General features: G+C 58.8%; 25 protein-coding genes. 2 read left to right on the forward strand and 23 right to left on the reverse strand.

From position 1 onward, the window contains the following. Positions 1-411 precede the first annotated feature (411 nt). The 22 genes from PH558_RS26230 to PH558_RS26335 form a co-directional block, all read right to left on the reverse strand. Positions 412-1,899, reverse strand: a complete 1,488-nt coding sequence (locus PH558_RS26230; RefSeq protein WP_015341893.1) for an NAD-dependent succinate-semialdehyde dehydrogenase — start codon at positions 1,897-1,899, stop codon at positions 412-414. Positions 1,900-1,922: 23 nt separating this feature from the next. After that, entirely contained in the window at positions 1,923-2,942 is a 1,020-nt protein-coding gene (locus PH558_RS26235) for an ABC transporter permease (protein ID WP_004129685.1), read from the reverse strand. A gap of 12 nt (positions 2,943-2,954) precedes the next feature. After that, positions 2,955-3,929: an ABC transporter permease gene (locus tag PH558_RS26240; protein WP_015341892.1), complete on the reverse strand. Its 975-nt coding sequence runs from the start codon at positions 3,927-3,929 to the stop codon at positions 2,955-2,957. Continuing rightward, positions 3,926-5,479 carry a sugar ABC transporter ATP-binding protein gene (locus tag PH558_RS26245; protein ID WP_015341891.1) on the reverse strand — a complete coding sequence of 518 codons (1,554 nt, stop codon included), beginning with the start codon at positions 5,477-5,479 and terminating at the stop codon, positions 3,926-3,928. The genes PH558_RS26240 and PH558_RS26245 overlap by 4 nt, the downstream gene beginning before the upstream one ends. A 90-nt stretch (positions 5,480-5,569) precedes the next feature. Further along, entirely contained in the window at positions 5,570-6,736 is a 1,167-nt protein-coding gene (locus PH558_RS26250) for an ABC transporter substrate-binding protein (RefSeq protein ID WP_015341890.1), read from the reverse strand. Positions 6,737-6,761: 25 nt separating this feature from the next. Beyond that, complete coding sequence (locus tag PH558_RS26255; protein WP_004129697.1) at positions 6,762-7,658, reverse strand: alpha/beta fold hydrolase; 897 nt, start codon at positions 7,656-7,658, stop codon at positions 6,762-6,764. Then, a complete protein-coding gene (locus PH558_RS26260) occupies positions 7,655-8,038 on the reverse strand; it encodes a hypothetical protein (protein WP_004129699.1) in 384 nt (127 codons plus the stop codon). Before PH558_RS26260 ends, PH558_RS26255 begins: the two co-directional genes overlap by 4 nt. 79 nt (positions 8,039-8,117) lie before the next feature. Beyond that, positions 8,118-8,546, reverse strand: coding sequence for a carboxymuconolactone decarboxylase family protein (locus PH558_RS26265; protein ID WP_004129705.1), 429 nt, complete (start codon positions 8,544-8,546; stop codon positions 8,118-8,120). Positions 8,547-8,637: 91 nt separating this feature from the next. Then, on the reverse strand, positions 8,638-9,525 hold the full coding sequence (locus PH558_RS26270; RefSeq protein ID WP_015341889.1) for an NAD(P)-dependent oxidoreductase: 888 nt from the start codon (positions 9,523-9,525) through the stop codon (positions 8,638-8,640). Positions 9,526-9,613: 88 nt separating this feature from the next. Next, the gene (locus PH558_RS26275) at positions 9,614-10,297 is read right to left on the reverse strand and encodes a GntR family transcriptional regulator (protein ID WP_015341888.1); all 684 of its coding nucleotides are present in this window, start codon (positions 10,295-10,297) and stop codon (positions 9,614-9,616) included. A 423-nt stretch (positions 10,298-10,720) separates the two neighbouring features. Then, complete coding sequence (locus PH558_RS26280) at positions 10,721-11,638, reverse strand: LysR substrate-binding domain-containing protein (RefSeq protein WP_179613269.1); 918 nt, start codon at positions 11,636-11,638, stop codon at positions 10,721-10,723. Positions 11,639-11,681: 43 nt separating this feature from the next. Further along, a complete protein-coding gene (locus PH558_RS26285) occupies positions 11,682-13,298 on the reverse strand; it encodes a ribulokinase (protein ID WP_097607814.1) in 1,617 nt (538 codons plus the stop codon). Between the two features lie 7 nt (positions 13,299-13,305). Next, entirely contained in the window at positions 13,306-14,010 is a 705-nt protein-coding gene (gene araD, locus PH558_RS26290; protein ID WP_179613270.1) for an L-ribulose-5-phosphate 4-epimerase AraD, read from the reverse strand. Positions 14,011-14,020: 10 nt separating this feature from the next. Beyond that, a complete protein-coding gene (locus PH558_RS26295; RefSeq protein ID WP_028753496.1) occupies positions 14,021-14,995 on the reverse strand; it encodes an ABC transporter permease in 975 nt (324 codons plus the stop codon). Further along, positions 14,988-16,523, reverse strand: coding sequence for a sugar ABC transporter ATP-binding protein (locus PH558_RS26300; protein ID WP_179613271.1), 1,536 nt, complete (start codon positions 16,521-16,523; stop codon positions 14,988-14,990). Before PH558_RS26300 ends, PH558_RS26295 begins: the two co-directional genes overlap by 8 nt. 59 nt (positions 16,524-16,582) lie before the next feature. Beyond that, on the reverse strand, positions 16,583-17,653 hold the full coding sequence (locus PH558_RS26305) for a sugar ABC transporter substrate-binding protein (RefSeq protein ID WP_179613272.1): 1,071 nt from the start codon (positions 17,651-17,653) through the stop codon (positions 16,583-16,585). Between the two features lie 91 nt (positions 17,654-17,744). Further along, positions 17,745-18,149 carry a cupin domain-containing protein gene (locus tag PH558_RS26310; RefSeq protein WP_028753499.1) on the reverse strand — a complete coding sequence of 135 codons (405 nt, stop codon included), beginning with the start codon at positions 18,147-18,149 and terminating at the stop codon, positions 17,745-17,747. After that, positions 18,149-18,616 carry a cupin domain-containing protein gene (locus PH558_RS26315; protein ID WP_179613273.1) on the reverse strand — a complete coding sequence of 156 codons (468 nt, stop codon included), beginning with the start codon at positions 18,614-18,616 and terminating at the stop codon, positions 18,149-18,151. The genes PH558_RS26310 and PH558_RS26315 overlap by 1 nt, the downstream gene beginning before the upstream one ends. Positions 18,617-18,625: 9 nt before the next feature. Further along, positions 18,626-20,128, reverse strand: coding sequence for an aminoacyl-histidine dipeptidase (locus PH558_RS26320; RefSeq protein WP_179613274.1), 1,503 nt, complete (start codon positions 20,126-20,128; stop codon positions 18,626-18,628). 299 nt (positions 20,129-20,427) lie between these two features. Next, positions 20,428-21,333, reverse strand: a complete 906-nt coding sequence (locus tag PH558_RS26325) for a LysR family transcriptional regulator (protein ID WP_028753502.1) — start codon at positions 21,331-21,333, stop codon at positions 20,428-20,430. Between the two features lie 344 nt (positions 21,334-21,677). Then, the gene (locus PH558_RS26330) at positions 21,678-22,421 is read right to left on the reverse strand and encodes an SDR family oxidoreductase (protein ID WP_028753503.1); all 744 of its coding nucleotides are present in this window, start codon (positions 22,419-22,421) and stop codon (positions 21,678-21,680) included. A gap of 11 nt (positions 22,422-22,432) precedes the next feature. After that, complete coding sequence (locus PH558_RS26335) at positions 22,433-23,215, reverse strand: SDR family NAD(P)-dependent oxidoreductase (RefSeq protein WP_179613275.1); 783 nt, start codon at positions 23,213-23,215, stop codon at positions 22,433-22,435. A gap of 449 nt (positions 23,216-23,664) precedes the next feature. On the opposite strand from PH558_RS26335, the gene PH558_RS26340 reads away from it, so the two are divergent. Further along, positions 23,665-24,516: an SDR family NAD(P)-dependent oxidoreductase gene (locus tag PH558_RS26340; RefSeq protein WP_028003123.1), complete on the forward strand. Its 852-nt coding sequence runs from the start codon at positions 23,665-23,667 to the stop codon at positions 24,514-24,516. Between the two features lie 31 nt (positions 24,517-24,547). Next, on the forward strand, positions 24,548-25,249 hold the full coding sequence (locus PH558_RS26345) for a RibD family protein (protein ID WP_028003124.1): 702 nt from the start codon (positions 24,548-24,550) through the stop codon (positions 25,247-25,249). A gap of 112 nt (positions 25,250-25,361) precedes the next feature. Here the strand turns inward: PH558_RS26345 and PH558_RS26350 are convergent, their stop codons facing one another. Next, on the reverse strand, positions 25,362-26,135 hold the full coding sequence (locus PH558_RS26350; protein WP_179613276.1) for a DeoR/GlpR family DNA-binding transcription regulator: 774 nt from the start codon (positions 26,133-26,135) through the stop codon (positions 25,362-25,364). Between the last annotated feature and the right edge of the window lie 58 nt (positions 26,136-26,193).

Raw genomic sequence — 26,193 nt, forward strand, 5'->3', positions numbered from 1 at the left:
CTTGCGTCAAGGTGCCACCAGGAAAATGCCAGACAACCGGTGATGATCTTGCCAGCGAGTGGCCGGTGGCGCGCTGTCCTCGTCCCGTCGAAAAATACCTACGAAACTATCGAGATGGGTCATCAGACGTTGCGTCAACGCGAGCCTTAAGCACACAGACCCAGCACAAAGGTGAGTCTAGCGCCTGCCTCTCTCCGCACGTTCCGACGTTCCATTGCCGTTCTGCCCTCCACGTTCGCCTGGGCAGCGTGATCGGCCGGGTCCTGCTCGCGGTCGACCGCCTCTTTTTGAAGGCTGTCGGCGCGGTCTTGACCAAGAGTTTCCCCGCCTACTGCAGAATGTGTCATCGGGCCTCCGTGACCAGCTCAAATTGCGGGTGGCGAGCCTTAAGACGCGCCACCAACCGTTGGACTACGACTGTATGCCGCCCATGCAGACGTATTTCATCGAAAGGAAGTCATCCATGCCGTATTTTGAGCCCTCGCGGCCGAACCCCGACTGCTTGACGCCGCCGAACGGTGCGACCTCCGTCGAGATCAGGCCGGTGTTGACGCCGACCATCCCGTACTCCAGGGCCTCCGTAACCTTCCAGACATTTCGAAGGTCGTTGGCGTAGAAGTAGGCAGCGAGACCGAACTCGGTGTCGTTGGCCAGTTCAATGACCTCGTCTGTCGTTTCGAACCTGAAGACCGGGGCGAGCGGCGCAAAGGTCTCCTCTCGTGCGACCTTCATTTCCTTTGTGGCTTCCGAGAGAAGCGTCGGCTGGACGAAGGTGCCACCACGCTCGTCCCTTGCTCCGCCGACAACGACCTTCGCACCCTTACCGACAGCGTCATCGATGTGGCTGTAGAGCTTCGCTACTGCATCCTCGTTGATCAGCGGACCGATGGTGGCTCCATCCTCGAACCCGTCAAGGACCTTGAGCGCGGAAACCCGCGCCGCCAGTTTTTCAATGAAGCGGTCGTAAACCCCGCTCTGGACGTAGAGACGGTTGGCGCAAACGCAGGTCTGGCCGGCATTGCGGAACTTGGACAGCATCGCTCCTTCCACGGCCTCGTCGAGGTCGGCATCGTCGAAGACGATGAAGGGAGCGTTGCCGCCGAGTTCGAGGCTGAGCTTCATGATCTTTTGTGCGCCCTGCGCCATCAGGATGCGCCCGACCTCGGTAGACCCTGTGAAGGTCAGCTTCTTGACGACGGGGTTCGAGCAGACTTCTTCACCGAACATCCGGGCGTTGTCTGTCGGCAGGACGCTGAACAGGCCGCCGGGTATTCCCGCACGCTCAGCGAGGATGGCAAGAGCAAGGGCCGACAATGGGGTTTCGGCGGCCGGCTTGAAGATGATGGCGCAGCCGGATGCCAGCGCCGGGGCGATCTTGCGGCAGACCATGGCGGAAGGAAAGTTCCAGGGCGCGATGGCCGCCACCACGCCGACGGGCTGTTTGATGACTATTAGGCGCTTGTCGGCCTGATGCCCCGGAATGGTGTCCCCGTAAACACGCTTGGCTTCTTCCCCGAACCATTCAATGTAGGAAGCGCCGTAGGCGATCTCGCCGCGTGCCTCGGCCAGAGGCTTGCCCATCTCGGACGTCAGGATGATCGCGAGGTCCTCGGTGTTGGCCGTGACGAGGTCGAAGAACTTCCGCATGACGCCGGCACGTTCCTTGCCCGATCGTGCGGCCCACTTTTTCTGGGCGAGTTTGGCGACGTCGATGGCTTCGCGGACGTCCTGGAGTCCTGCGCTCGGCAGGCTCGCAATCACGTCCCCAGTCGAGGGATTGTGGACCTGGATCGTCTTGCCGCTCGCGCCCTCTTTTCGCCAGTCGCCTCCTACCAGCATTTCCTCGCGTACCAGGGAGGGGTCTTTCAGGCGATCCAGTAGAGCGGTGGAGATAGCCATTGATATTCCTTTCGATGCAACGTTCAAATTTGATTACGGATGTGTGGTGAGCGGGCGTAGATCGCGACCATGGGGACGATCAGCAGCCCTACGACGGCCTGTTGTGCCGGGAAACTGAGCCCCAGGCCGACGAGAAGCGAGGTCAGGACAGTAAGCACGAGGACGCCGAGGACCGTCGCTCCATACCCGCCGGCACCACCTAGAAGAGATGTTCCGCCGATAACGACCGCCGCCACGGTGGTGAACAGATAGGGATCACCGACCCCGACGAAACCGCCGCCGGAGAAACCGAGGAGCAGCATTCCGGTGAGTGCCGACATCGCCCCGCTGACGCTGTGGATCACTGTCCAGATCTTGAATTCCGAGATTCCGAGGCGGGCGGCGGCCGTGCGGCTCCCGCCAACAGCATAGAGGCTCCGGCCAAACCAGGTGTTGTGCATTATCCAGCCCAGGGCGACGGCGATGAAAGCCCATATGACGATAACCGGTGGAAACGGCAGACCGAAGAACTTGCCGTTGAACGCCGAAAGGTTGCGAAGCCATCCGGGGACGGGCGCAAAGACGGTACCGCCGAACTGCGATCCGAGCGAGGTGTAGATCTGGACCGCCCCGACGGCCGCGAAACCCAGGCCGAGCGACATGATCAGCGCCTGACCCTGCAGCCGGAAGCTGAGGGCGCCGTTGCAAGCCCCGACCAAAGTGCCAAGGACGAGCACGACGATCATGGCGACGGGCGCCGGAAGACCCGCCACCATGAGGCTTGGAAGCAGGATATTGGCGCCACCGATGATGTATGGGATGGAAAGATCCAGCGCTCCAACGAGCGCGCAGAGCGTCTGCCCGACAGACGCCAGCCCCAGGAAGGCGGCGAGCAGGAGGATCGATCGCGCGTTCTGCGGCGACACGAAGCCCGGCACGAGCAGCGCTCCAAGAATGAGCAGACATGCAAGGAGACAAAAGCCGATCGAAATACTCTTGTGCTTGCGCAAAGGGCTGGCGCCACGGGCCGCGCCGATTTCTGTGTTCAAGACAGTGGAGATCATTTCCTTACTCCCTCACGCGACAGTGCGGCGGCTGATGACGAAGACGTTCACGAGAAGTGATCCAACGAGGATCAGGCCAAAGGCCATTTGCGTAACGAAGCCCGAAACCGTACCGAAGTTGAAAGTGGACAGAAGATACGAGATGAGGAACATGTTGATCGCGCCGAGCGTCGAGCCGAGCGCACCGCCGCGCCCCCCGGAGAGACTGGCGCCGCCAAGGACCAGCGCCGTGACCGCTTGCAGCGTGTAGGTGCTGCCCTGGGTCGGGTCGCCGGATGAGATCAGCGCGGTGTAGCTCAATGCGGCGAGCCCAGCAAAAACGCCGCCGACCATATGGGCGATGATGCGCACGACGTCGACCTGCACACCGCTGGTATAGGCCATCCGCTCGTCAGCGCCTGTCATCCGCAGGTTGCGGTAAAACATCGTGCCCCTCAGGACGCCCCAGATTGCGAAAGCGCCGAGCAGAAGCAACAGGACAGGCGAAAATACGCTCGTTCCCGCGCCCCAGCTTAGCATCCAGTCTGGAGCGACACCGCCGGGACGCGACATGACCATCAGGTTGACGCCCGACAGAACGAGGAAACCGGAGAGCGTGACGATGATGGGCGCGACGCGCACGTAGATGATCACGAGCGCTTGCACCAACTGGAACGCCGCTCCCAATCCCACCGCCCAGGCAATGATGGCCACAGGGTGCGTGATGCCGTTGCCGACCAGCCACGTAATGAGCGTGACGTTGACGAAGCCCATCAGCGGTCCGACGGAAAGGTCCACGGCTCCGCGGCCCGCCATGACGATCGGTGTTATCGCGAGCGCGGTGAGGATCAGCGGCGTTGCAACCAGAATGGCTCCGGCCAGACCATTGTTCGTGAACAGACCTTGGCCACGGAAGGCGACGGCGCAAAGGAGGACAAGGAAAAGCCCGGCCGGAACGTACAGCGAGCGGTCCTGCGTGACTTGACGGAAAGCGGTTGCAGACATCATGCGGTCCTTTCCAGATCGAAATCAACGGAAGCGTCCCGGGCTTTCCCGAACATAGCGGCGAGGATTGGTGCCTCGGCGATTTCCTCGCCGGTCAGGGATCGAAACAACGTTCCCCCGAAGAACACGTCGACGCGATCGGCAAACCCGATGAACTCCTCGATCTCAGTCGACAGGTAGATGACACTGCCGCCTTTTTCAGCAAACAGGCGGAGTTCGCGGTAGAGGTCGCGCTTGGTGCCGAGATCGACGCCGCGGGCGGGGTCATTCAGGAGGATGACTTGGGGATCGTTTGCGAAGGCGCGCCCGATGAGCACCTTCTGTTGGTTGCCACCCGACAGTGAGGTGATCCTGTTCGACGGGCTGCCGATCTTGATGCGCAGACGATCCACTTCGCGCTTGAACATCGGTTTCAGCGTGGGCTTGCGGATCACACCCAGGGGGCCGAGCTTCTTCCTGTAGACACCGATGGCGAGGTTTTCGAAGATGCTTTGTTGCGGGAAAATACCCTCGCGCTTGCGGTCCCCGGAGACGTAGGAAACACCGAGGTTTGCAGCATCGTCGAGCGATCGCAGCGGGACCATCTTGTCCGTATCCACCGAGCGGACCTTCACCTCGCCACCGAACGGCTGGATGATGCCGGCCAAGGCGCGGATAAAAGCGTCCTGCCCCTGCCCATCAAGCCCGGCCACGCCGACGATGCTCCCCTTGGGAAGGTCGAAATCGAACAGGCGCGCCGACCGGTGTGCGGCGAGACCAGTCGCAGTTAGTATTAGAGGGGCCGAGAGCGCCTTCTTTCGGGAGGCGTATTCTGTCGCATCGCTGGCGCGCCGATCTGCCGGCGTCATCATGGACAGCAGGTTTTCCTCGGTGATCTCGTCCTTTCCGAGCGTACCGACAGTTATCCCATCACGCAGGATCGTCGCACGGTCGGCGATACGCACGAGTTCCGCGATCCGGTGGGTGACGATGAGGATCGTCGCGCCCTCGGCACGAAGGCGGTCGATTTCCGCATGGAGCCGGAGGGTCGAGTCGAGGTCGAGCGCGGCCGAAGATTCGTCGAGAATCAGCACCTGCGGCTTGCGAAGGATAGCCCGGGCGATGACGATCCACTGTTTGATGCTGAGTGGGAGGCTGCCTGCCAGTTGATCGAGGTCTACGGATTTTCCGACGAGCCGCGCCACGATTTCAGCCGCTTCTGTCCGCCGATCGCCGGTCGACTGCGAACGAAAGACACCGTCACGACCGACATAGAGGTTCTCGAACACGCTGGCCTCGTCGGCAACCAGTACTTCCTGGAAGATGGTGGTCAGGCCGACCCGCTTGGCGTCGACGGGCGAGGCAACCTTTTCACCCAGGATCGTGACTTTGCCAGCGTCCGGGTGCAAAACGCCCGACATGATCTTGGCCATCGTGCTCTTGCCGCTGCCGTTCTCGCCGACGATGGCGTGCACCTCTCCGGCGCGGGCCTCGAAGTCGCACTTCTTGAGTGCCCTCGTCTCCCCGAACGCCTTGGCGACATCTATCATTCTGACTGTTATCTCGCTGCCCATCGCAGACCTCCCACCCGCAACGTCCGCCAAGGCGGCTTTTACGATCATCCAAGGTCCCGCCCGGCGGTTAAGCCACCGGGCGGATCCGGCTTACTGGGCTACCGGCTTCCAGGGATCGGCAGGACGCTCGAAGTACTGGTCGGCAATCGCACTTGGGAACCATCCGTCCGCCTTAGGTTCGACGAAATCAGTCGAGTTCAAATCGCAATCCTCGGGGATCGCAGCGCGAACGTCATCGATTGTGAACGGCAGGACTGGGCGCAGGAAGGACTGCACCTTTGGCCCCTGCCCTTCGAGCGTGCGAAGCATGATCTCCCACATCTGCTGCATCTCGCGGCGCGGCGGCCAGATATGGAAGCCGGCATCGATCCATTCCGGATTCTTGCGCCAGTAACATGCCGCCGAAGCCTCTCCGCCTAGCGTAATAGGCACCATGTCGCGGCCCGACTGGAGCATGGCGTTCAACACGCCGTTCTCCTGCGCGCCCTGTGTCAGAATACCGTCAATCTGGATGGGGTTCGTCGCCAAAAATTTCTGCACCTCGACCTGTGCTACCTGGTCGGTCCACTTGCCAGCCACTTCGCCGACAATCTTGATGTCGGGATACTTTGCCAGCGCGTCTTTGGCGGCCTTGTCGAAGCTGTCGGATGAGGCGAAGCCAGGGATGCCCGACACGAGAAGCACGTTGCCTTTCTTGCCGATCTTGTCTGCGAGCCAGATCGCCATCTCGCCGCCGCCCTGCGCGTGATTGGCAGCGCCGTTGATCGCGTAAGGCGACGTCACGTATCCCGAAAACGAGAAGACAGGAACGCCTGCCTTATAGGCGTACTCGATCGTCTGATTGAGAGCGGTGACGTTCGAGCAGCAGATGATGATGGCATCAACACCATCATCAACCATCTGGCGCATCTGCTGAATCTGGACGGCGTCCTTGAGGTCGGACTGAGTGACCACGACTTCAGATACGAGCCCCGCTTTTTTGGAGCGCGGCAAGAGGTCATTCATGACGGCATCGAGGGCCGCTGCGCGCCACGTATTGCCGGCATAGCTACTGGCGTAGCCGATCTTCCAGGGCGGTCCCTTCTTCGGTTTGAAGTCCTTGTAGGCACTCGCTCCGAGCGGAACCTGCGGGTCGACGACCTCGTAGATTTTCTTCTCGTTGGCGGGGAGCTGGTCGACGCCGTCAGCCCAGGCCGTGGTCGTCAGGGCGCTGACCGCGATCAGCGCCCCCATGGTTCCGGTTAAACTCCGTCTCATTGGATGCTCCTCCCAAGAGATTGTTTCAGGCGACTTTCGCCCTGGTTGCGGATGCCTGCCGGATTTCCTCGAGGATCGGCAGCAGGTATTTTCTGAACTCGGTGTAGTCTTCGGTGACCGGGAAATGACCGAGCTTCTCCATCGTCCAGAACTTGCTGCCCTTGACGAGATCGGCGGCGATCTTGGTGTCGGCCGGGGAGGTATTCGGATCGTATTCGCCCGTCAGGAAGTACAGCATGCACTTCGACGTATCGATCTTGCTCGCCTCTTCGGGTGAGACATTGTGGTCGTAGTAGTAGTAATAGAGGTCACCTGCGAAGACGCCCGGACCGCCGCAGCTATATTCCCACTGGATTTCGCGGACATTGGCTTCTGGTGAGTAGGGCGAGATATTGAGCATCATGGCCGCGCCGATGGAGGTGCGGTTCACGTTTGGGTTGTCGAATTCTTTCCTAATGCCTGCCATGCCGACATCGACATATTCGGCAGCCGAGCGCAGTGCCCCTTCGACGGAGATAGTAGCGCGGAAGTTGTCGGGGTAATTCGACGCCAGATCGATAGCAAGATGTCCGCCCATCGAGCTACCCATATAAACGGGGCGGTCCAGACCAAGAGCTTTAGAGAGTTCCAGTTGGAAATCCATCATGAACTTCTTGGTCATGTTGTACTCTTTCTCCCACCAGCGAACGCCGTGTGGAGGAAGAGACTTCCCGTGATAGGGCAAGTCGAACGCGATAACGCGGAAGTTCTTGGTCACGTCTTCGTCGCAGAGCGTGTGGCGGTACTGCCGGCCGTCGGAGCCCGCCGTGTGACCGACAAGCAAGGGAATGCCCTCTCCGGCTTCCTCGTAATAGACGCGATATTCGATGCCTTCGATCGTCAGGTAGACGTAACGGCCCGTGATTGGATCATGCCTGGTCATGCTGCTACTCCTTCCGGGCGGGCTTCGCGCATCAGGTTCGTCATGCGATTGAGCGCAGGGAGATACGCGAAGGTTTCGTTATTGTTGCTAAGGAACAGACCGTGTTTGATGTTTGACGACTGCAGGCACTGATAAAACGGCCGCGGCTTCTTCTGGAGAAGCGCGTCCCACTGTTCACCCGTGCCCCGGATGACGATCTTGCACTTCTCGTCGTCGTAGGCGGCTTCTTCGACCTTCACCATCTTGCCGTCTTCGAAGTGGAGTGCGACGCTGCGGCTCGGAAAATCGCATTTGATAATGCCGTTGAGATAACGGGTTTCGCGCTTGAACTCGAAGTCCTCCAGCGCCAGTTTTTTGAACTTCTCGAGATCGATGGCCAAGTTCGGCTCCTCCCTGGTTAAAACGGCGCGGCCGATCCACGCCTTTCAAAATTTTCCGCCACGCCCAGCGGCGGCGGCTTCAGATGCCCATTTCGTTGAAGACCTCCTGGGCGTTTCGGAAGCTGTCGATGCCCGCCGGTACGCCGGCGTAGATCGCGACCTGCAGGAAAATCTCCTGGATTTCCTCCTTGGTGAGGCCGTTGTTGATCGCGCCGCGCACGTGGCCCTTGAGCTCATGCGGACGATTGAGGACAGAGATCATGCCAAGGTTCAGAATGGACCGCGCGCGCCTGTCGAGGCCTGGTCGATTCCAGATCTCGTTCCAGCAATACTCAGTGACGAGCTGCTGCATAGGCCAGGTGAAGTCGGTCGCCTTACCGAGTGCTGCGTCGACATAGGCATCGCCCATGACTTCACGACGCGTCGCCAGCCCTTGAGCGAACTGTTTCGAAGGGACAGGCCGCTCCTTGCCGTGTGTTTTCACTTTCGTTTCTTTCGTGGCGGTCATTCGACAACGCTCCTAGCTTTACTGTCTACGACAAGATCAACTGATTATCAGACAATCTGTCTGTTTAGCCCGAATTCGCGAGTTTCCGAGGCTAATTGTGATCTTCGATGTATCGGATGATGCGGGTGTGGTCCTCGGATGGGCCTAGCGCCTTCTGTGCAGCATCCCAGGCGTCTGCCGTGCTGGCGAGAGCATCGAGGCGAAGACCAAGCGTCTTGGCGAGATCGGCGGCGATGCGGATATCCTTGGCCATCAGGCCAATGGCAAATCCCGACCCGAACGTCTCAGAGAGGATGAACTGCTTCATCTTCACTTCGGTGGCGTTGTTCTTTCCAGACGACGAGTTGAGAATATCGACGATCGTCGCCGGCTCCAGGCCGAAGGCGCGTCCAAGAAGGACACCCTCGATCGCCGCCAGCACACCTGCACCGGATACGAAGTTGTTAATCGCTTTCATCGCGTGACCCGAGCCAACTGGCCCCGTCCGGAACACCTGTTGTCCCACTGCCTTCAGCAGCGGCTCGGCCTCCTCGATATCAGCATCCTCCCCACCGGCCATGATTGTCAAGGTGCCAGAAACGGCGCGCTTGACGCCTCCGGAGACCGGGGCGTCAACCAGCCGAAGGCCACGAGAAGCAAGTTCGAGACCGAGTTCCCTTGTGTCGTTTGGAGCAGACGAACTCATGTCTATGACGACGGCATTCTGCTTCAGGCCGCCACAGGCGTTTTCGCCCAGCAGCGCCTCGCGCACGATCTTGCCGTTCGGAAGCATGGTGATCACGAAACTGGCCCCGACCATGGCGTCAGAAATCGTTTCGGCGGCTCGCCCGCCCGCATCAGCGAGCTTTATCTTGGCGTCTTTCGAGAGGTCGAAACCGACGACATCGAAGCCCGCCGAAATGAGATGTTGAGCCATAGGCTGGCCCATCGCGCCCAGCCCTATAAAGGCCACGCGCGTTGCGTTGAGTGTCGATGACATTTTTTCCTCCGGACGCGTGCGAGCAATGAAACCCGCCTTCCTTCAGAGAGGATTAAAAAGATTATCAGACAATCTGTCAATCGAAATTTTAAGTTTCTGGCGCTGCGTTCTTCCGGAGGTATTCAAGTGCGACCTTGGCAGCCTGGTCGATATGGAATTTGCAGGCCGCCGCCGCCAACGGCCCGTTGCGATTCTGGATTGCGTTCGCAATATCCCTAATTTCGGCAATGCTATGCGCAAGCCGTCCCGGTTGCGTCATGGTTGTCATTCGAAGGAGATTTATCCGATTATGCAGAGCTGTCAGCATTTGCCTTACGAACACGTTTTTGCTGCCGTCCATCAAACAGTTGTAAAACGCGTTTTTCGCATCTATGAGGCGCGCACCGACGCCACTTTCGGCAGCGGCTTCGAATTCGACCACCGCGGCTAGAAGTGTCGCTATGTCGGCGGCAGTGCCATGCTCAGCGAACTGCTGGCCCGCGAATCCTTCAAGAAGAGCCCGAACGGTATAGAGTTGCTGCGCTTCCTCGTAGGTGATCGTACTGACGACCGGTCCCTTATGGGGATAGCTTGTGATAATGCCTTCAGCTTCGAGCTGTCGCATTGCCTCGCGAACCGAGGTCCTGCCGACGCCCAGCATTTCGCAAAGTTCTCGCTCTACCAATCGCTGGCCGGGCTTAAATCGCCCACTGGCTATCGCCTGACGTAGAGTCTCCTCAACTTTTACGCGCAACGTCGCACTTTGTCTGGATATCTGTAGGTCCGTCTGCATCGCCCGCCAACACCTGTAATCGGCTCACGCCGCGCTAAATCATTCTCTACATATGGAGGCATTCGCTCTTAATATCAATCCAGATTGTCTGAGAGCTGCCAGCCTCAATTGATCTCTTCGCGACAGCTTTGCCTGCTCGTCGTGTCTGACAGCCATAGACTTGCGGGCTCTTAAGTCGCGGATAGCGCCGCCCGGAGCGCGATCTGACACGGTCCTACAGCTATGGCCTTGAAGTCGTCAGCGCATAGACTGGTGAGAAGGACAGAAGACGGCGCATATCGTGCTCGGTGGCCGCTCGCCTCGCAATCGCAAAAACTTCAAAAAATCTCGAGGCATGGCTAAGAGAAGGTTGGGCATCACGCATATTGCTGTCTCGGCGTTTTAAAGAACGCCGGACGATCTTGCTGCCCGTCAGAGGTTCGATCAGCCTCGCGCCCGCATTTCAGCCGAGGCAGTGTCTTCAAGCCATACGTTTTCCAGCCATTGCTTGAACGCGTTGACCTTTTCTGATCTGAGCCGCGAGCGGACATATGTGAGCGTGTGGCAACGAAGGTTGGGGCCTGTCATCCCGAACGGAAGGACGAGGTTACCTCTTTCCACATCCCGTTCAAGAAGCCGGTAGCTCTCCAGGCACACGCCGCGTCCTTCGACAGCGGTCGCGATCGCCATAAACGCATCGCGAAATCGAGCGCCGCGATTGACGTCAATCGCCAAGCCGTGGTCCTTCGCCCATTGTTGCCAGCTGTAAAGCGTCTGCTCCGACTTGATCAAGGTGTGGCCCACCAGATCCGATGGCTTGCGTATGGGCCGCTCGCCATTCGCCACCTCGGGAGAGCAGGCTACGACGATTGTCTCAAGGGGGAACTCCTCCGCCGCGATAGAGCCCAGTCGAGGAGCGCTGCCGTAGCAGATATCGACATCGACCGAGCCATCGGACAATTTTGCAGGATCCGATGTAGACAGAAGCCTGATTTCGATCGAGGGATACAATTCTTCGAACCGAGGCAATCTTGGCATAAGCCATAGCGAAGCCAGACTTGAAGCACAGCCGACGCTCAGGACGTCGACGCTGTTGCGCCGGCACACCTCATCGGTCGCCTGCTCAATCATCGAAAGCGCTTCTGAAAGATCACGGTGGTATCGCTCGCCAATCTCGGTGAGCGACACGTTCCTTCCAATGCGGTGAAAGAGTTTTTCCCCAAGGTCGTCTTCCATCAGCCTGATTTGGTGGCTGATCGCCGAGGGAGTAAGCTGCAGCTGGGCAGCAGCCTCGAGAAATGAACCCTTTCTGCCGGCTGCGACGAACGACTGTATTGCACGAATGGATGGAAGTGACGCCATCACGTTCTCGATCCATAGACATCTGATCTAAGAGCACAGCGGGTCATAGCAATGCTACCTTGCGCGCGGCACGGTGGCCAAACTCGGACCGAATACTCTCACCTGCAGCAATCCGCTTGATGTCTCCGAGAACTTGCGAGAAGTCTGCGAGGCTCGAGGTGCCAAAGCCCATATAGACCTGCTTGAACAGCTGATAGAGGGTCTCATAACGTCCGCGCGTGCTCGGATCAGGCTCAAACTTTCTGTAGCCCACGCACATGGCTGCCTGAGCGCTCTCGATTGATCCATGATCTTTGGATGCAAGAGCGGCGAATATTCCCGAACCGAGACCGGTCGGAATACCGTCGGGGACCAATATGGGCTTGCCTATAACATTGGCGTAGATCTGGTTGAGGATGTCGTTCCTTTGCGGGATACCTCCCCCATTAATGACGCGGTTGACTGGAACGCCGTGCTGCTCCATCCGCTCCAGGACAACCCGTGTATGGAAAGCCGTACCTTCAATCGCGGCATACAGTTCGTCCTGCGCTGTATGGCCGAGATGCCAGCCAAGCGTCATTCCACCAAGGTCGGAGCGGACGAGAACCGTCCGGTCCCCGTTGTCCCAGGGGAGACGCATCAGACCGGTCTTTCCGCCTTCGATGCTTTCCAGGCCTTCAGCGAGCCTGGACACCGTCGTGCCGGCACGTCGTGCTATTGCGTCGAACAGGTCGCCTGTCGCAGACAGGCCTGCCTCAACTCCCACAAGGTCTGGATGTGCACTCCCTGGGACGACGCCGCAAACACCGGGGATTAGCTTCACACGTTCACTAACGGCAATGATACAGGTCGACGTACCGATCACATTGACGACGTCCCCCAGACGGCAGCCAGCGCCAATTGCATCCCAATGGGCATCAAACGCACCCGTGGGAACTGGTATCCCGGCGGTCAGGCCGAGTCGTTCGCCCCAGTATGTGCTGAGCCCACCTGCGATCGAAGCAGAGGTCTGATATGTTCCGCCAATCTTCTCGCGCACGCCGTCGAAAAGCGGATCGACGCGGGACAAGAAAGCCTGCGAGGGCAAGCCACCCCATTTCGGGTTCCACATCCACTTGTGTCCCATGGCGCAGACGCTGCGCACCATGCGAGCCGTGTCGGTCACTCCGGTGAGGACGGCGGCTGCCATGTCGCAATGTTCCACGGCGGTCCCAAAGCGCTCGCGCTGGTCGGGGTTGTGGCGCATCCAGTGGAGAAGCTTGGCAAAGCCCCACTCGTGGGAATAGGTTCCGCCGCACCATTCAATTGCTTCAATGTGCATGTCGTGCGCCATCGCCGTTATCTCTTCGGCTTCCGCTTTGGCGCGGTGGTCACACCAGAGGTAGTAGTCCCCCAAAGGCTGCATATTTTTGTCGACAGGCAACACCGAGGACCCGGTCGTGTCGACCGCAATCGCACGGATCTCCTTGGAATCTACGCCGCATTCGTCGATCACTCGATGCATCGCCAGCACAAGCGCTTCCATATGATCTACGTGGGACTGCGTTGCCAGGTCGGGATCGGAACGACGCCGCTCGAGAGGATATTCCGCGACGCAGGTTCCAAGGGAACCCTTCTCGGAATCAGCTAGCGTTACCCGCACGCTCAAGGTTCCGAAATCAACTCCTGCTACAATCGACATGATAATCCTACTTGGAACTGTCTGGCTGGCCGTAGGTCGCCGACTGGCCGTGCTTGCGTTGATAGTGGAGGTCCAGCAAAGCGTCGGAAATTTCTGGATCGTCCTGGTTCAGTTGCCGGGCGTGGAAGGCAATCTTGGCGACAGCCTCGAGCATCTCCGCGTTATGAACGGCGGCGGCTGCGTCCTTGCCCCAGGAGAAGGGGCCGTGATCGTTAACCAGGGCTGCGGGGACGGAGAGCGGCGCATTGTTTCCGAGTGCCTCGACGATGACCTTGCCCGTGTTGCGGACGTAACCGTCTATGATTTCGTCGTCGCGCAGCTTGCGAGTAACGGGGATCGTTCCGTTGAAATAGTCGGCATGGGTCGTTCCCATGGCAGGGATACCCCGGCCGGATTGGGCCCACACCGTCGCGAAGAACGAGTGCGTGTGGACCACGGCACCGATAGACTTGAAGCTTTTGTAGAGTTCCAGGTGCGTATCGAGATCAGACGATGGTCGCAGCGTGCCCTCTAGGATATTGCCATCGAGGTCGGTTACAACGATATCTGCGACCTGCATTGCCTTATAGGAAACGCCACTCGGTTTGATGGCGACAACACCCTTTGCGCGGTCGATAGCGCTGACGTTACCGAACGTCGAGATGACGAGACCGCGGTCGTAGAGCGCGGCATTTGCATCAAGAACGGACTTGCGGAGCTCGATATATTTCATTATCGCCTCCTCAGGCCTTTTGACGGCGACTGAAACGATCGGCTGCCACGGCGATCAGTATGATCGTGCCGATGACGACTTGGTGCCAGAAGGTGTTCACGTTGAGCAGGTTGAGCGCGTTGCGGACGACCGCCATCAAAACGGCACCCACGGCAGTTCCAAACAGAGTGGCGCGTCCGCCAGACAAACCCGTTCCGCCGATTACGACGGCAGCTATGACATCCAGCTCGTACCCCTGGCCGGCTTCAGGCATGGCGGCTTCAAGGCGCGAGGTGAGCAGAATGCCCGCGAAGGCCGAGAGGACCCCGACCAGCACGTAAACGGCGATCTTGACCTTGTCCGTGGGGATGCCGACCAGCCGGGCAGCGTCCGGATTGCTGCCGATCGAGAGAACGAAACGGCCGAAACGCGTGTAATAGAGAAGGTAGAAGGCGATCGCGAAGACGATGGCGGTCAGAATGACCGGAACAGGAACACCGCCGGCATAGCTCTGGCCGATCATTCGGAAGGCGGGGTCGGAGGCTCCGACGATCGGAATACCCTGAGTGTAGACCATCACGATACCGCGGCTGATGACCATGATGGCCATTGTGGCGATAAAGTCCGTGATCCCGACCTTGGTGATCAGGATTCCGTTCACCAGTCCGATCACCGCACCGACCGCAATCCCGCCTGCGCATGCCAGAGGAACGGGATAGCCAAGCACAATCAGGTTTGCGGTCACAAGACCGCTCAGCGCGAGTGTCGAACCGACGGAGAGGTCGATGCCCCGCATCCCGATCACAAAGGTCGCTCCAAACGCGATCACGGCAATGGGGACCGCCTGACGAAGAACGTCAGTCAAGTTGCCAAAGGTGAAAAACCGCGGAGCGGCAAAGCCGAGCGCCACCAGAAGAACGACGAAGGCCAGATAAACGCCGGCATTGCCGCCGTTGAGTGCGAGCGTAAGGGGCGAGCGCGGGCGTGTAGCTGCAATATCAGCCATGGGTACCTCCCTGAAGATGATGGCCTTGCGGCGGCCTTACCGAATGAAGAGCGAGTGTTTCTTCCTTGGAGGTCGCAGCATCGACGACCGCCGAGATTCGTCCTTCGAACATGACCGCGACCCGGTGACACAATCCAAGCAGTTCCGCGTTGTCGGCGGACACCACGATGACAGCACAGCCGTCTTTCGCGGCAGCCTGGATGAGGGTGTAGACCTCGGCCTTGGCACGCACGTCGACGCCACGCGTTGGCTCCTCAAGCATGAGCACCTTTGGCTGGGTGAGCAGCCAGCGAGCAAGCATGACTTTTTGCTGATTACCGCCGCTCAGCGATGTGATGTCGGCACCGGGGCCGTCGCATTTCACGCCGAGCTTGGCGATGTAGCCGGAGGCAATCTCGCGCTCCTTTTTCGGCATCAACGTGATTTTGCCGAGCGTTCGAAGGTTGGCGATAGAGAGGTTCCAGCCGACATTGTGTTGTGGAAAAATCCCCTCGGTTTTACGTTCGGCGGGCAAGAAGGCGACGTGTTGACGAATAGCGTCCGTCGGGTCCGAAATCGCCGCTTGCTTTCCGTCGATCAGAATCGAGCCGGTCTCATGCGGGATCTGCCCGAAGATCGCCCGCAGGAGCGCGCTCTTGCCTGATCCTTCGAGACCCGTGACGCCGAGGATTTCACCCTGGGCTACCGAGAAGGTGATGTCTTCGAAGACACCCCTTTTCGTCAAACCGCGAACGTCCAACGAGGGTTCGGACCTTGCCGGGACGCGGGGAGGAAACTGTTTTGCGAGAGAGCCGCCGATCATCGCACTGACGACCTTGTCTACGTCGAGCTCCGATACGGGCAGGTCTGCGACCGCGCTGCCATCGCGCAAGACCAACACGCGGCTGACGATGCCGAGGAGTTCCTGGATCCGGTGAGATACATATATGAGAGCTTTACCGGCCTGCTGAAGCTTCTTGATGATGGCGAACAGCTGTTTGCGTTCGACCTCCTCGAGCGCTTCGGTCGGCTCGTCCATGATGATGATGTCGGCGTTGCTGCTAATGGCTTTGGCGATCTCGATCATCTGCCGATGCGAGAGGCTAAGCTCTCGAACTGGCCTGTCGAGAGGTACGTCCACGCCTAACTCGCCCTTCAGGATACGCGAGGCGGCTGCCCGCATGGCCGAATGGTCAAGCGGTGATGCACTTGCACGCCCGTGGCGCAGCTCCCTGCCCGCGAATATGTTTTCGGCGGCGTCAAAGTCCGGAAACAGGCTCAGCTCCTGGTAAATGATCGCGATGCCGGCCCTGGACCCGTCTTTGGGATTGTTCAGATCGACCACCTTACCTCTGACAGAAATGGTGCCTTCGTCGCGTGCATATGCACCAGAGAGGATTTTCATGAGCGTCGACTTGCCTGCGCCGTTCTCGCCGACCAGGCCGAGAACCTCGCCGGGATTGAGTACGAGCTCGATGCCATTAAGCGCCTTCGTGTTGCCGAAGCGTTTGGCAATGCCTTTCATCTCGAGCAGCGGAGCGTTTGTCATTCAGGTCGCCCTTTTTGAGTGGGCGGCCCCGCGCGAGGCGGGGCCGCGTACTGTCACATCTACTTCTGCTGGACGTAGACGTAGTCGTTCTGATCGAAGGTCTTGATGTTCTTCGCATCGTAGGTTTTGGGCGCCACGAAGATCTTCTTCGGCAGGGCGGTGCCCTTCATCACGAACTCATCCACCGCTCGAATGATGTTGCGACCTTCTTCCTTGGCCCCGGTGTCGACCGTTGCTGCAAAGTCGCCGGTGAGGATCGCGTCGTTGGCTTCCTTCATATTTTCGTAGCCGACGATTGCCACCTTGCCGTTCAGCCCCTTAGCCTTGAGAGCCTGCAGACCGCCAAGGGCCATCTCGTCGTAGAGCGCGACGAGGACTTCGATATCGGGGTTGGCGGTGAACATGTTTTCAGTCACCGACAAGCCTTGGGCACGCACCCAGCCAGCCGGCTGCTGAGCGACGATTTTGAAGTTGGGGTGCTTCGAGATGACCTCGTTGAAACCCTTCATGCGCTGGCTCGTATGCGGACCGGGCAGGCCCTCCAGGATCCCGAGCTTGACTTCCTTGTCGCCATAGGTGTCAACCAGCCATTGCGCCTGCGCACGACCACCGTCACTCTGGTCGTAGCCGATATCGCTGACATAATATGGGTTATCCGCGACGGGTGAATTGAAGAGGAAGATCGGAATGCCCGCATCGGTGGCGCGCCGGATGGAGGGCAGCAACGCGCCTTCGTTGTATAAGGCAACGGCGATCGCATCCACACCGTCGTTAATCCAGGCTTCCATGGTCCTGATCTGGTCGTCCGTGGCAGACTGGCTGCTCGGAGCTTGCACGAGAAGCTGGATAGTGCCGTCGCCACCGCGCTTGTCGATTTCTTCTTTCACGCCAGCCAGAACACGCTGATAGTAGGTGTCCATCGCCGTCGGCAGGAAGCCGACCTTGAGCGGGCGGTTATCCTTCTTAGCGGGTTTGACTTCCTGGCCTGTGGGCTTGATGTCCTTGTCCATCAAGATGCCAGGAAACACTTTCGAATAATCCAACTGCTGTGCAAGCGCTGGGCTGAAGGAAAGCGAAGCGGTGAGCCCGAGAGCAGTACCGAAGATTAACGTCCGTCTGAAAATTGTCACATGATCCTCCCTGGTGGTGACAAGACAAAGTTTTCCCAACCGCGGAACGGGTCCGCGGCGAAGCTTGGCAATCTGAGATTCAATCTTCGGCTTACAGTCCCGGTGCGATCGTGAAGACCATCCGGATTGGGTTGGAGCCGTAGTTTAGGCACTGGTAGCTGATGCCGCCGGGCAGGAAGAAAGACTCGCCGTCACGGATGTGAAAGGTTTCGTCGGTATCCGCCAAATAGAAGGTCGCGGGGCCTTGCAGGACGTAGAAGACTGCGTCCCCTTCATGGCTGTCGGGCTCGCTCGCGCGCGGTCCAACGCCACCCACAGGGATAGTCAGTTCTCCGACGTGCATGTAATCGTTGCTGACGCAGAACTGTATAAGAACGGGATGATCGCGGCCGGAGACCATGTTCAGACGATCGCTTTTAGCGACCTTCACCAGGTCGCCCCTCTTGCGCGCCTGTGCGCCGTCTACCGGATAGGTTCCGAGTTTCTCAAGGCTCATCACGCTCTCCCTTCGTGCTTATAGAGGCGCGTCGGCCCGTCATAACAGGTCGGAGGGCCATTCTCGTCCCAGATACGCGGTGCGATGCAAAACAGGATAACTGCAGCCTTGTCGCTAAAGTTATAGCCGCGATGCGGAGCGCCCTTGGGGATAAGCACCGCGTCACCGGGTCCGAGCTCTTCGGTCTGCCCGGTTCCGGGGTTTAGGAGATGTACAACACCTTCGAGGACATAGTACACCTCGTCACCCGCGTGAATGTCGGCCGGGTCGAAGTTGCTTCCCGGCGCGAGCTGATAGATGCCAGTGGTCTGCTGGTCCGTGCTGGCGAGCAGGTAGTTGAGGTCGCTCGAGTACGGCTTCGTCCCCGTATAGATGAATATCTTGTAGCTATCGCGCGTCAGATGGACCGGCTTCTTTTCGCTGGGCGGATGTGGGAAATTGCCGAAGTAGCTTGGCAGTTTTGGCATTTTAGTACCTTAGGTCCGGAGTTCGCGGAGCAGCGACTTGAGAAGCCGCCAGGTCGGATCGACTGTCGTGTGGTTGAGGCGCTCGCGCGTGGTGTGGACGTCGAACGCTTCCGGTCCGATCGACAGCATGTCAATGTCAGGAACCTTCTTTCGAAAAAGGCCGAGCTCGAGACTGGAGTGAGAGACTTCCACATGTGGCTGCTCGCCGAACTCGCGCTCGTAAGCGGCTTTGGCGGCGTTGAGCATTCGCGAATGAGGATTGTATGGCCATTCCGGGCAATCCGCGAATGTCTCCACGCTCGCGCCGTTGCCGATGAGTTCTGACAGCTGCCGGATTTTGTCGACGATGTTGTAGCGACGGGAGCTGACGGCGCTTGGGACCGTATTGACGATTTCGATGGCCTCTTTATCGCTTGAAAGCAACGCCACGGTGTTGGAGCTCTCGACGAGGCCCTCGACTTGAAGGCTTTTGCTCTGGACGCCGTTGGGAAGCAGGTTCAGGGCATCGACCAGCGCCCGGGCGGACTGAGCCGAGAAGACTTCAGTAATCTGCCTCCCTGACTCGCTGACTGTGACCTTGAGGTTGGGATCGCTTGCTTTGTACTCAAGCGCAATCGAAGCCGCTTCCGCTTCAATTCTCTGTCTGAGATCGACAATCCGCGAGGCATCGATCGAAATGATCGCCTCCGCCTCACCCGGGATAACGTAACGGTTCACGCCACCCTTGACTTCGGCTACGCTGGCCCCAGCATCCCGGATGGCAATCCGGAGCAGCCGTCCGAGCTGGACGATGGCGTTAGCGCGTTCAAGATGGATGTCGAATTCGGAATGACCGCTGCTCAGGCCGGAGATCCGCAGCGAAAGGGCGGCCTGCCCCGAAACGCGCGGTTCGCACTGAACCGGAATCTTGAAGCGCACTGAAATATCGCCAGCGCAGCCTGCGAAAAGCGACTTGGGATCGTGCCAGTTCATGTCGAGAAGGCGCTTACCGCTAAGCTTTGTGCCGTCGAAGTGTTGTGCGCCGCCCTTGCCGACTTCTTCTTGAACCGTCAGGACGACTTCAAGCGGCGGATGCGGGATATCGTCGGATGCCAGCAACGACATTGCGAAAGCCACACCAACGGTGTTGTCCGCCCCAAGGGTTGTCCCCGTCCCATGGATGAAATCGCCGATAACCTGAAGTTTGATGCCTTCGTTCTCAAAGTCGTGGTCAACACCCTCGTCGCTCTCGCAGACGATGTCGGTATGCCCATGAAGAATGACGGTCGGCGAGTTTTCGTAGCCGGGCGTTCCCGGCTTCTTAATGAGGAGATTGTAAATCTCGTCCTGGTAAACCTCGAAGCCGCGCGCCCGGGCAAAATCGGCGATGTGATCGCTAACCTGCTTCTCGTTGTAAGAACCGCGCGGGATCGCACTTAGCTCTTCGAAAAAACCAAAGAAGGTCGCCGGCTCGAGACCAGCAAGAATAGAATTATCGCGTTTATCTACAGTTTTTCCAGCGGGGAAACTCATTCGGCCCTCCTCCCAATACAGCATCTGAGCAATACTTCTTTGCTCGCCGAACATAGTCCGGCGACCTCGTAAACCGTATCGCGATCATCTTACGCGCTAAGGCGATCCAGGTTCAGATGCCCTCCACGCATCGAACCATCTCCGCTTTCAGCTCCTAATTCAAACGCAATATTTCATAAAATAGATGAGCTTTTTTCATCTGAATCTGTTATGGTATAAGCTAACGTATCCATTGACGCGGGCCCGGCAAGAATGGACTCTCACCTGCAGCGATTTGGGGCTGGCTTTGAGCCGTCACTTCAATCGTCCGAAAGCGGCGCCTTAAGGTGGTCGAGAAACGTCCGGAGCGCTGACGGCACCTGTCGGTGCGAAACATAGTATGCATGAAAACCCGGCCCAGTAGACGACCAGTCCGGCAGCACCACTTCGAGCAGACCAGCCGCGAGTTTGTCCTCGACGCGTGCGCGCAGGCAGTAAAAGAGACCGCCCCCCTCCTGCGCCATGCGGATGGATAGTTCTGAATCCCCGAGCGTGAGCAGTCCGGGAACGTCAAGCGCAACCATGCGATCGCCGTCGCCAAGTTCCCATTTGCAGACGTGGTCCGTACCGGTTCGGATCCGGATGCACTCGTGCGTCAAGAGATCTTCCGGCCGCTCGGGCCGCCCTCGTTCGTTGAGATAGGTTGGAGAACCGACCACGACCCATTCAAGTTCGGACGTCAGACGCGACGCGATCATCCCCTCGGGAACTGTTCCCCCATAACGGATGCCCGCGTCAAAACCTTCGGCGACCATATCGATAAAGCGATCCTCGACGCTGACTTCGATCTCGACATCGGGGTAGTTGCGGCGAAAACTGTGCAGTCGAGGTGCGATCAACAGCTCGGCGGCGTCACGCAGCGTGGTCACTCTCACCCTGCCCGTAGGCCCGCTCCTGAAACTATCCAGGAGATCCATCGCAGCTTGGATGCCGAGGAAATGCGGCTCCAGTTCGGCAAGCAGTACTTCGCCGGCGGCGGTGAGACTGATGCTCCTGCTTGTCCGATGAAACAGACGGACGCCGAGACGGGCCTCCAAACCCCTAATCGAGTGGCTGAGAGCGGAGCCGGAAACGCCGCGAAGCGCGGCGGCCTTTCGGAACCCCCCCGCCCGCGCGATCGCGACGAAAGTTTCAAGGTCGGCCAGATCGGCCCGCGTCGATACCATGAGTGATGGATACTCGCACTTGTACTGAATAAGATCGTCCTTGCCGACGCCGACCTTGCTTCAGGCGGCTGGCGTCTTCAATCCTAATTCAACTAACCCTGTCTTTGGTATGTGATGAGCACGGAAGCAGTCAAAAATTTGATCTTAGTTGATGATCCTGGGAGCGACGACGGGAGATGGGCCGGGTCGCTGAATAATGCGAACCTCCGGGATTAGATGGTCATGCAATGAAGATCCTCTTGTCCACAGCCACGAGAAACGGCACCGGTCGGAACGAATACCACCTCCGCGCGGGCGGCCTGGCAGTCCCGGAGGTTCAAGTTCTGAGCTTTCGAAAACGCCGGCTACCAGTCCTGCCGGGTTGGATGGACGACAATGTCGTTGATCGTGATCTCCGGGGGCTGATCTAGGGCATAGACCACGGCTTCACCCACCGACGACGGCGGAATACCCTGCTTGTTGAGCTCTCCGGCGATCTTTCTGCCCGTCTCGTCATGAACCTTATCGGCCCAGCCGGTATCGATCACGCCAGGGCTGATCATCGACACCTGGATCCCACTTCCCACGCCCACCTCCTTTCTGAGGCTTTCGGTGATACCGCGTATGAAGAACTTCGTGGCTCCGTAAACGCCTGCCGCCTCGCCGACATGAACGCCGGCGATAGAGCTCATATTCAGGATGCGGCCGGACCGGCGCTCCAACATCGACGGCAGAACGGCGGCAATCGCATGCAGATAGCCACGTAGGTTGGTATCGATCATCTTGTTCCAATCGCCGACCGCGGCATCCTTCCAATAGGAAAAGAGCATGAGGCCCGCATTGTTGACTAATATATCGACCGGGCCGTACGTCGTCGTGGCGAATGCGACCAGGGCCTTGGTACTCTCAAAATCCGTGACATCGGCAACCTTGTAGCTGGCAATACCTCCCGAACCGGCGATGTCTTCGACAATCTGACTGAGGCGTTCCTCATTGCGGCCGGCAAGGACAACGCGCGCACCTTTTTCCGCCAATCCTCTGGCGGTCGCTGCTCCAATGCCCGAGGAAGCTCCCGTGACGATTGCGACCTTGTCTTTCAGATGTGCCATGATGTGCTCCTTCACTGCGGTTGGGTCAGTTCGGCTTGCCGGGCGGCTTTAACAGGCTCTGGGGTTGTCCGGTTTTCCAACACCTGCCGCTTGGTTTTCTGGTCTCCGCCGACGACATGGTCGATGTCGTTCATGAGGGCCTCGAAGCCCTGCTTGGCGACGAGCGTCTTGTCGTTTTTCTGCTGGCCACCGAGCTTCGTATCGCCCATCCCAGCGTTCGCGTGGAAGTCGCTGTTGGTGGCGCCCGGAAGGAGTGCCGTCACCGTGACCCCGGTCGAGCGCAACTCCTCGCGCAGAGATTCCGCGAACATGTAACCGAATGCCTTCGACGGGCCGTAGACGGTTTCGTATGGCGTGGGCAGGGTCGCCGAAACCGAGGATGTGATGAGGATCCTGCCGCGGCCGTTCTTGACCATATGTTGGACGACGCGTTTGGCCATATGGACGGTCCCAGTGACATTGATTGCAAGCAGGCGAAACTCATCCTCGAGATCGTTATCGACGAAGGCGCCGCCGATACCGATACCAACGTTCAGAGCCGCGGCTTCCAGTGGGCGCCCCAGCCCCTGCGTGAAAGTCCAGAACCCCTCAACGCCATCGTATGTCGAGGCATCCGCTTTGAACGGATACGCTTCGGCGTAAAGGCTTCGTAGCGCATCGGCGGCCTCGTTTACCTTGTCGCTTGAGCCTGAAATAGCAACGTCAAATCCATTCTTGGCGAATTGTTTGGCAAGCTCGAAGCCTATTCCAGATGAACCGCCCGTGACCATTGCGAGTGGTTTATTACCAGTCATGATTTCACTCCTTTGGTTTTATCAGCACCACGATCGCCTCGAGGCGCTGGTGACCTAATGCCCGTGGAGCCGGTTGGTTACATGAGCAAAATCGATCGGGGCGGTGAGCAAAAATCAACCACCGATCTGGCAGATACCAGGAGTGAGGGACCTTTTGGTCGCGTCCGCAGCCAAATTGACGAGGCATTCCCGACGTCACGAAGGCACCCAAGAGTGAACACCCCTCATCGGTGCGTGCGATCCAGCTCACTTCAAGTGGTCGGCGGAGTGGCCTATGTTGTTAGGAGGATGAGCTGTCGTTCGCAGCCAGCAGATATGGTCCGACCACACAAGCGCCCGCGTAGCGCTGGTGCGCTTCTTGCGCTGGTGCCTTCGGCCGAGAAAATCCACCGCGACGGCGTGTCCGGCACACCTTCCAGCGGTGACGTCCAATGACGGGAAAGACAAAGATGAGCGAGAGAATGAACAGTATCGTTGCTCCTGGCCGCGTTGCGGTCATCACGGGAGCCGCGAAGGGCATCGGCTTGGCAATCGCGAGGGCTCTCGCGGCCCGCGGCATGAAGCTCGCATTGTTGGATCTCGACACCCACGCACTTGATGATGTTACCTCGACACTCGATACGGACACTCTGGTTGTGAGCGGCGACGTCTCGGATCTATCGACACTGACGAGGTTGCAGGACGAAACGCTCTCTCGGTTTGGCGACGTGGCCATCCTTGTAAACAACGCGGGCATTACGCAAGGAGCCGGCCCCTGGGATGATCCTGTAAAGTGGCGACGCCAGATCGATGTAAACTTCGGAGGTGTTCTAGCCGCACAACACGTCTTCGTGCCCTACCTGATCAAGGCAGCCCGACCATCGGCGGTCGTCAACCTCGGCTCCAAGGAAGGAATTACAACTCCTCCAGGCAATGCCGCCTATTCGGTGGCAAAGGCAGCTGTCAAGGTGCTGACCGAACAGCTGTCGCACGAGCTTTTGAAGGAGACGGGAGGTCGTGTATCGGCTCATCTCCTCGTCCCTGGCTACACGTGGACACCCATGAACATCGCACTCAAGCCGAAGGGCGCTGCCAGGCCCGATGAGGCATGGACCGCAGAGCAGCTGGTGGAATACTTCCTGGCCCGTCTGCTCGACGAGGACTTTTACATCATTTGTCCTGATAACGCGGTCACGTCTGCGATCGATGCCAGACGGATCCGCTGGGCGGCCGACGACATGATCCTGAACCGGCCGGCGCTTTCACGCTGGCACCCCGACTGGATGGATAAATTTGCAGCCTGGTTGAAGGTAGGCCACTGACGGTGGAATGTTTGTAGAGGAGCGTAGTCCAATGCCTAGACCCTATGTAATCTGTCACATGATGTCGCCGCTGGATGGCCGATTGATCGTCAATGATTGGGCCGAGGCAACCGGCCATTCGGTCGATGAGCTCGTGAAGATCTATGACGACCTGCATGAGAAGATCGGCGCCGACGCCTGGCTTTCGGGAAGAGCGACGGGAGAAGAGTTCGCGGACGCCGTCGACCATCCCTATCAAACAACCGGCACGGCCGCGCGACCGATCCATATCGCCAACCCGGATGCCGACGAGTTCGCTGTTATCGTTGATAAGGACGGTCGGCTACGCTGGGACAAGAACGACATTGAGGGGGCTCACCTTGTCGTCCTGACAGGATCTGACGTGGATGATGCTTACCTGGCGGGCCTCACCCAGGCTGGCGTTTCCTATATCGTATCGGAGAAAGATGGCGTCGATCTGAAAAACGCGCTCGACGTTCTCGGAACCGAGTTCGGTGTGAAGCGCTTGATGCTGGAAGGCGGGGCGCAAACTAATGGCAATTTCTTGGATGCGGGTCTTGTTGACGAGGTCAGCCTAGTCATCTTCCCTGCGATCGGAGGCAAGTCGAATACACCGGCCATATTCGAGGGCGGTGAGGATGGGCTTGCCGGCGGGGCGAGGCTCACGTTTATCAGCGCCGAAGCCGCTGGCCTCGGCTCCGTCCATCTGAGATATCGCGTTGGACGTCCGTAGGAGACGTCCATAGGAGAAGACTGTAGAAGGGATCCCCCCAATCGGAGGGCCCAGCTTGAGATGGACAGGTGCCGCCTTGCGCGGCATCTATCCGAAGGATTGTTGGCGATATTCACTTGCTCTCCTGCGATGCCACTCGAAGTGGCACATTGGCTCCTTCCAAAGCCGCGCGGACGTCGACTGACGGTTCCTGGTCGGTGATGATAACTTCGAACTCGTCAATGGTGGCCAGGACATGAAGAGCGGTATGATTGAAGCGCTTATGGTTTAAGAGCAGGCAGCGACGCGCGGCGCTTGCAATCATCGCTCGCTTCGAGCGGACAACGTCATCATCCATATGGTAGACGCGCAATCCAGAAACTGCCGGCGTTGAGATAAAGGCGATGTCGGCGCTGAGACGCGACAGTGCCTGTTCGGCGACGACGCCGAAAAAACCATTGAACTTCATCGAATAGCGTCCACCGACCGCAATCAGGTTGATCCCTGATTCCGTCTTGAGCCGATCGATGACCGCCGCATTGTTGGTGATCACCGTCAGCGGCCTCCTCTGTGGCAGCAATTCCCCGAGCACCGACGCCATAGATCCGTCGTTGACCATCACCGTCATGCCGGGCTCGACGAGTTCAAGGGCGGCCTCGGCCATCCGGCGCTTGGCCTCGCCCTCCTGCTGCTGGCGAAACCGGAAATCGCTTTCGAAATGGCCTCCTGTCTCGATCGTTGCCCCGCCACGGACCTTGCGAAGCATCCCTGCCCGCTCAAGATCATCTAGATCCCGGTGGATGGTCATCTTGGATACAGCGAACCGATCGGATAGGTCGTCGAGATCCACCACCCTCTGCGCGACCAACAGGTCCATAATGGCCTGCCTCCGATCATCTCTCTTCATATTTTAGTCCTCCGGCGCACTAATCCGATCCTTTAACATCAAGATCCGCCGCTACAAA

The sequence above is a fragment of the Rhizobium pantanalense genome, from assembly GCF_030182525.1.
Lineage (GTDB): Bacteria > Pseudomonadota > Alphaproteobacteria > Rhizobiales > Rhizobiaceae > Rhizobium.

What these genes read in the sequence shown, in the direction of transcription:
- PH558_RS26230 (WP_015341893.1), bottom strand. Translation starts at nt 1,899, where the DNA reads ATGGCTATCTCCACCGCTCTACTGGATCGCCTGAAAGACCCCTCCCTG.
- PH558_RS26235 (WP_004129685.1), bottom strand. Translation starts at nt 2,942, where the DNA reads ATGATCTCCACTGTCTTGAACACAGAAATCGGCGCGGCCCGTGGCGCC.
- PH558_RS26240 (WP_015341892.1), bottom strand. Translation starts at nt 3,929, where the DNA reads ATGATGTCTGCAACCGCTTTCCGTCAAGTCACGCAGGACCGCTCGCTG.
- PH558_RS26245 (WP_015341891.1), bottom strand. Translation starts at nt 5,479, where the DNA reads ATGGGCAGCGAGATAACAGTCAGAATGATAGATGTCGCCAAGGCGTTC.
- PH558_RS26250 (WP_015341890.1), bottom strand. Translation starts at nt 6,736, where the DNA reads ATGAGACGGAGTTTAACCGGAACCATGGGGGCGCTGATCGCGGTCAGC.
- PH558_RS26255 (WP_004129697.1), bottom strand. Translation starts at nt 7,658, where the DNA reads ATGACCAGGCATGATCCAATCACGGGCCGTTACGTCTACCTGACGATC.
- PH558_RS26265 (WP_004129705.1), bottom strand. Translation starts at nt 8,546, where the DNA reads ATGACCGCCACGAAAGAAACGAAAGTGAAAACACACGGCAAGGAGCGG.
- PH558_RS26270 (WP_015341889.1), bottom strand. Translation starts at nt 9,525, where the DNA reads ATGTCATCGACACTCAACGCAACGCGCGTGGCCTTTATAGGGCTGGGC.
- PH558_RS26275 (WP_015341888.1), bottom strand. Translation starts at nt 10,297, where the DNA reads ATGCAGACGGACCTACAGATATCCAGACAAAGTGCGACGTTGCGCGTA.
- PH558_RS26280 (WP_179613269.1), bottom strand. Translation starts at nt 11,638, where the DNA reads ATGGCGTCACTTCCATCCATTCGTGCAATACAGTCGTTCGTCGCAGCC.
- PH558_RS26285 (WP_097607814.1), bottom strand. Translation starts at nt 13,298, where the DNA reads ATGTCGATTGTAGCAGGAGTTGATTTCGGAACCTTGAGCGTGCGGGTA.
- araD (WP_179613270.1), bottom strand. Translation starts at nt 14,010, where the DNA reads ATGAAATATATCGAGCTCCGCAAGTCCGTTCTTGATGCAAATGCCGCG.
- PH558_RS26295 (WP_028753496.1), bottom strand. Translation starts at nt 14,995, where the DNA reads ATGGCTGATATTGCAGCTACACGCCCGCGCTCGCCCCTTACGCTCGCA.
- PH558_RS26300 (WP_179613271.1), bottom strand. Translation starts at nt 16,523, where the DNA reads ATGACAAACGCTCCGCTGCTCGAGATGAAAGGCATTGCCAAACGCTTC.
- PH558_RS26310 (WP_028753499.1), bottom strand. Translation starts at nt 18,149, where the DNA reads ATGAGCCTTGAGAAACTCGGAACCTATCCGGTAGACGGCGCACAGGCG.
- PH558_RS26315 (WP_179613273.1), bottom strand. Translation starts at nt 18,616, where the DNA reads ATGCCAAAACTGCCAAGCTACTTCGGCAATTTCCCACATCCGCCCAGC.
- PH558_RS26320 (WP_179613274.1), bottom strand. Translation starts at nt 20,128, where the DNA reads ATGAGTTTCCCCGCTGGAAAAACTGTAGATAAACGCGATAATTCTATT.
- PH558_RS26325 (WP_028753502.1), bottom strand. Translation starts at nt 21,333, where the DNA reads ATGGTATCGACGCGGGCCGATCTGGCCGACCTTGAAACTTTCGTCGCG.
- PH558_RS26330 (WP_028753503.1), bottom strand. Translation starts at nt 22,421, where the DNA reads ATGGCACATCTGAAAGACAAGGTCGCAATCGTCACGGGAGCTTCCTCG.
- PH558_RS26335 (WP_179613275.1), bottom strand. Translation starts at nt 23,215, where the DNA reads ATGACTGGTAATAAACCACTCGCAATGGTCACGGGCGGTTCATCTGGA.
- PH558_RS26340 (WP_028003123.1), top strand. Translation starts at nt 23,665, where the DNA reads ATGAGCGAGAGAATGAACAGTATCGTTGCTCCTGGCCGCGTTGCGGTC.
- PH558_RS26345 (WP_028003124.1), top strand. Translation starts at nt 24,548, where the DNA reads ATGCCTAGACCCTATGTAATCTGTCACATGATGTCGCCGCTGGATGGC.
- PH558_RS26350 (WP_179613276.1), bottom strand. Translation starts at nt 26,135, where the DNA reads ATGAAGAGAGATGATCGGAGGCAGGCCATTATGGACCTGTTGGTCGCG.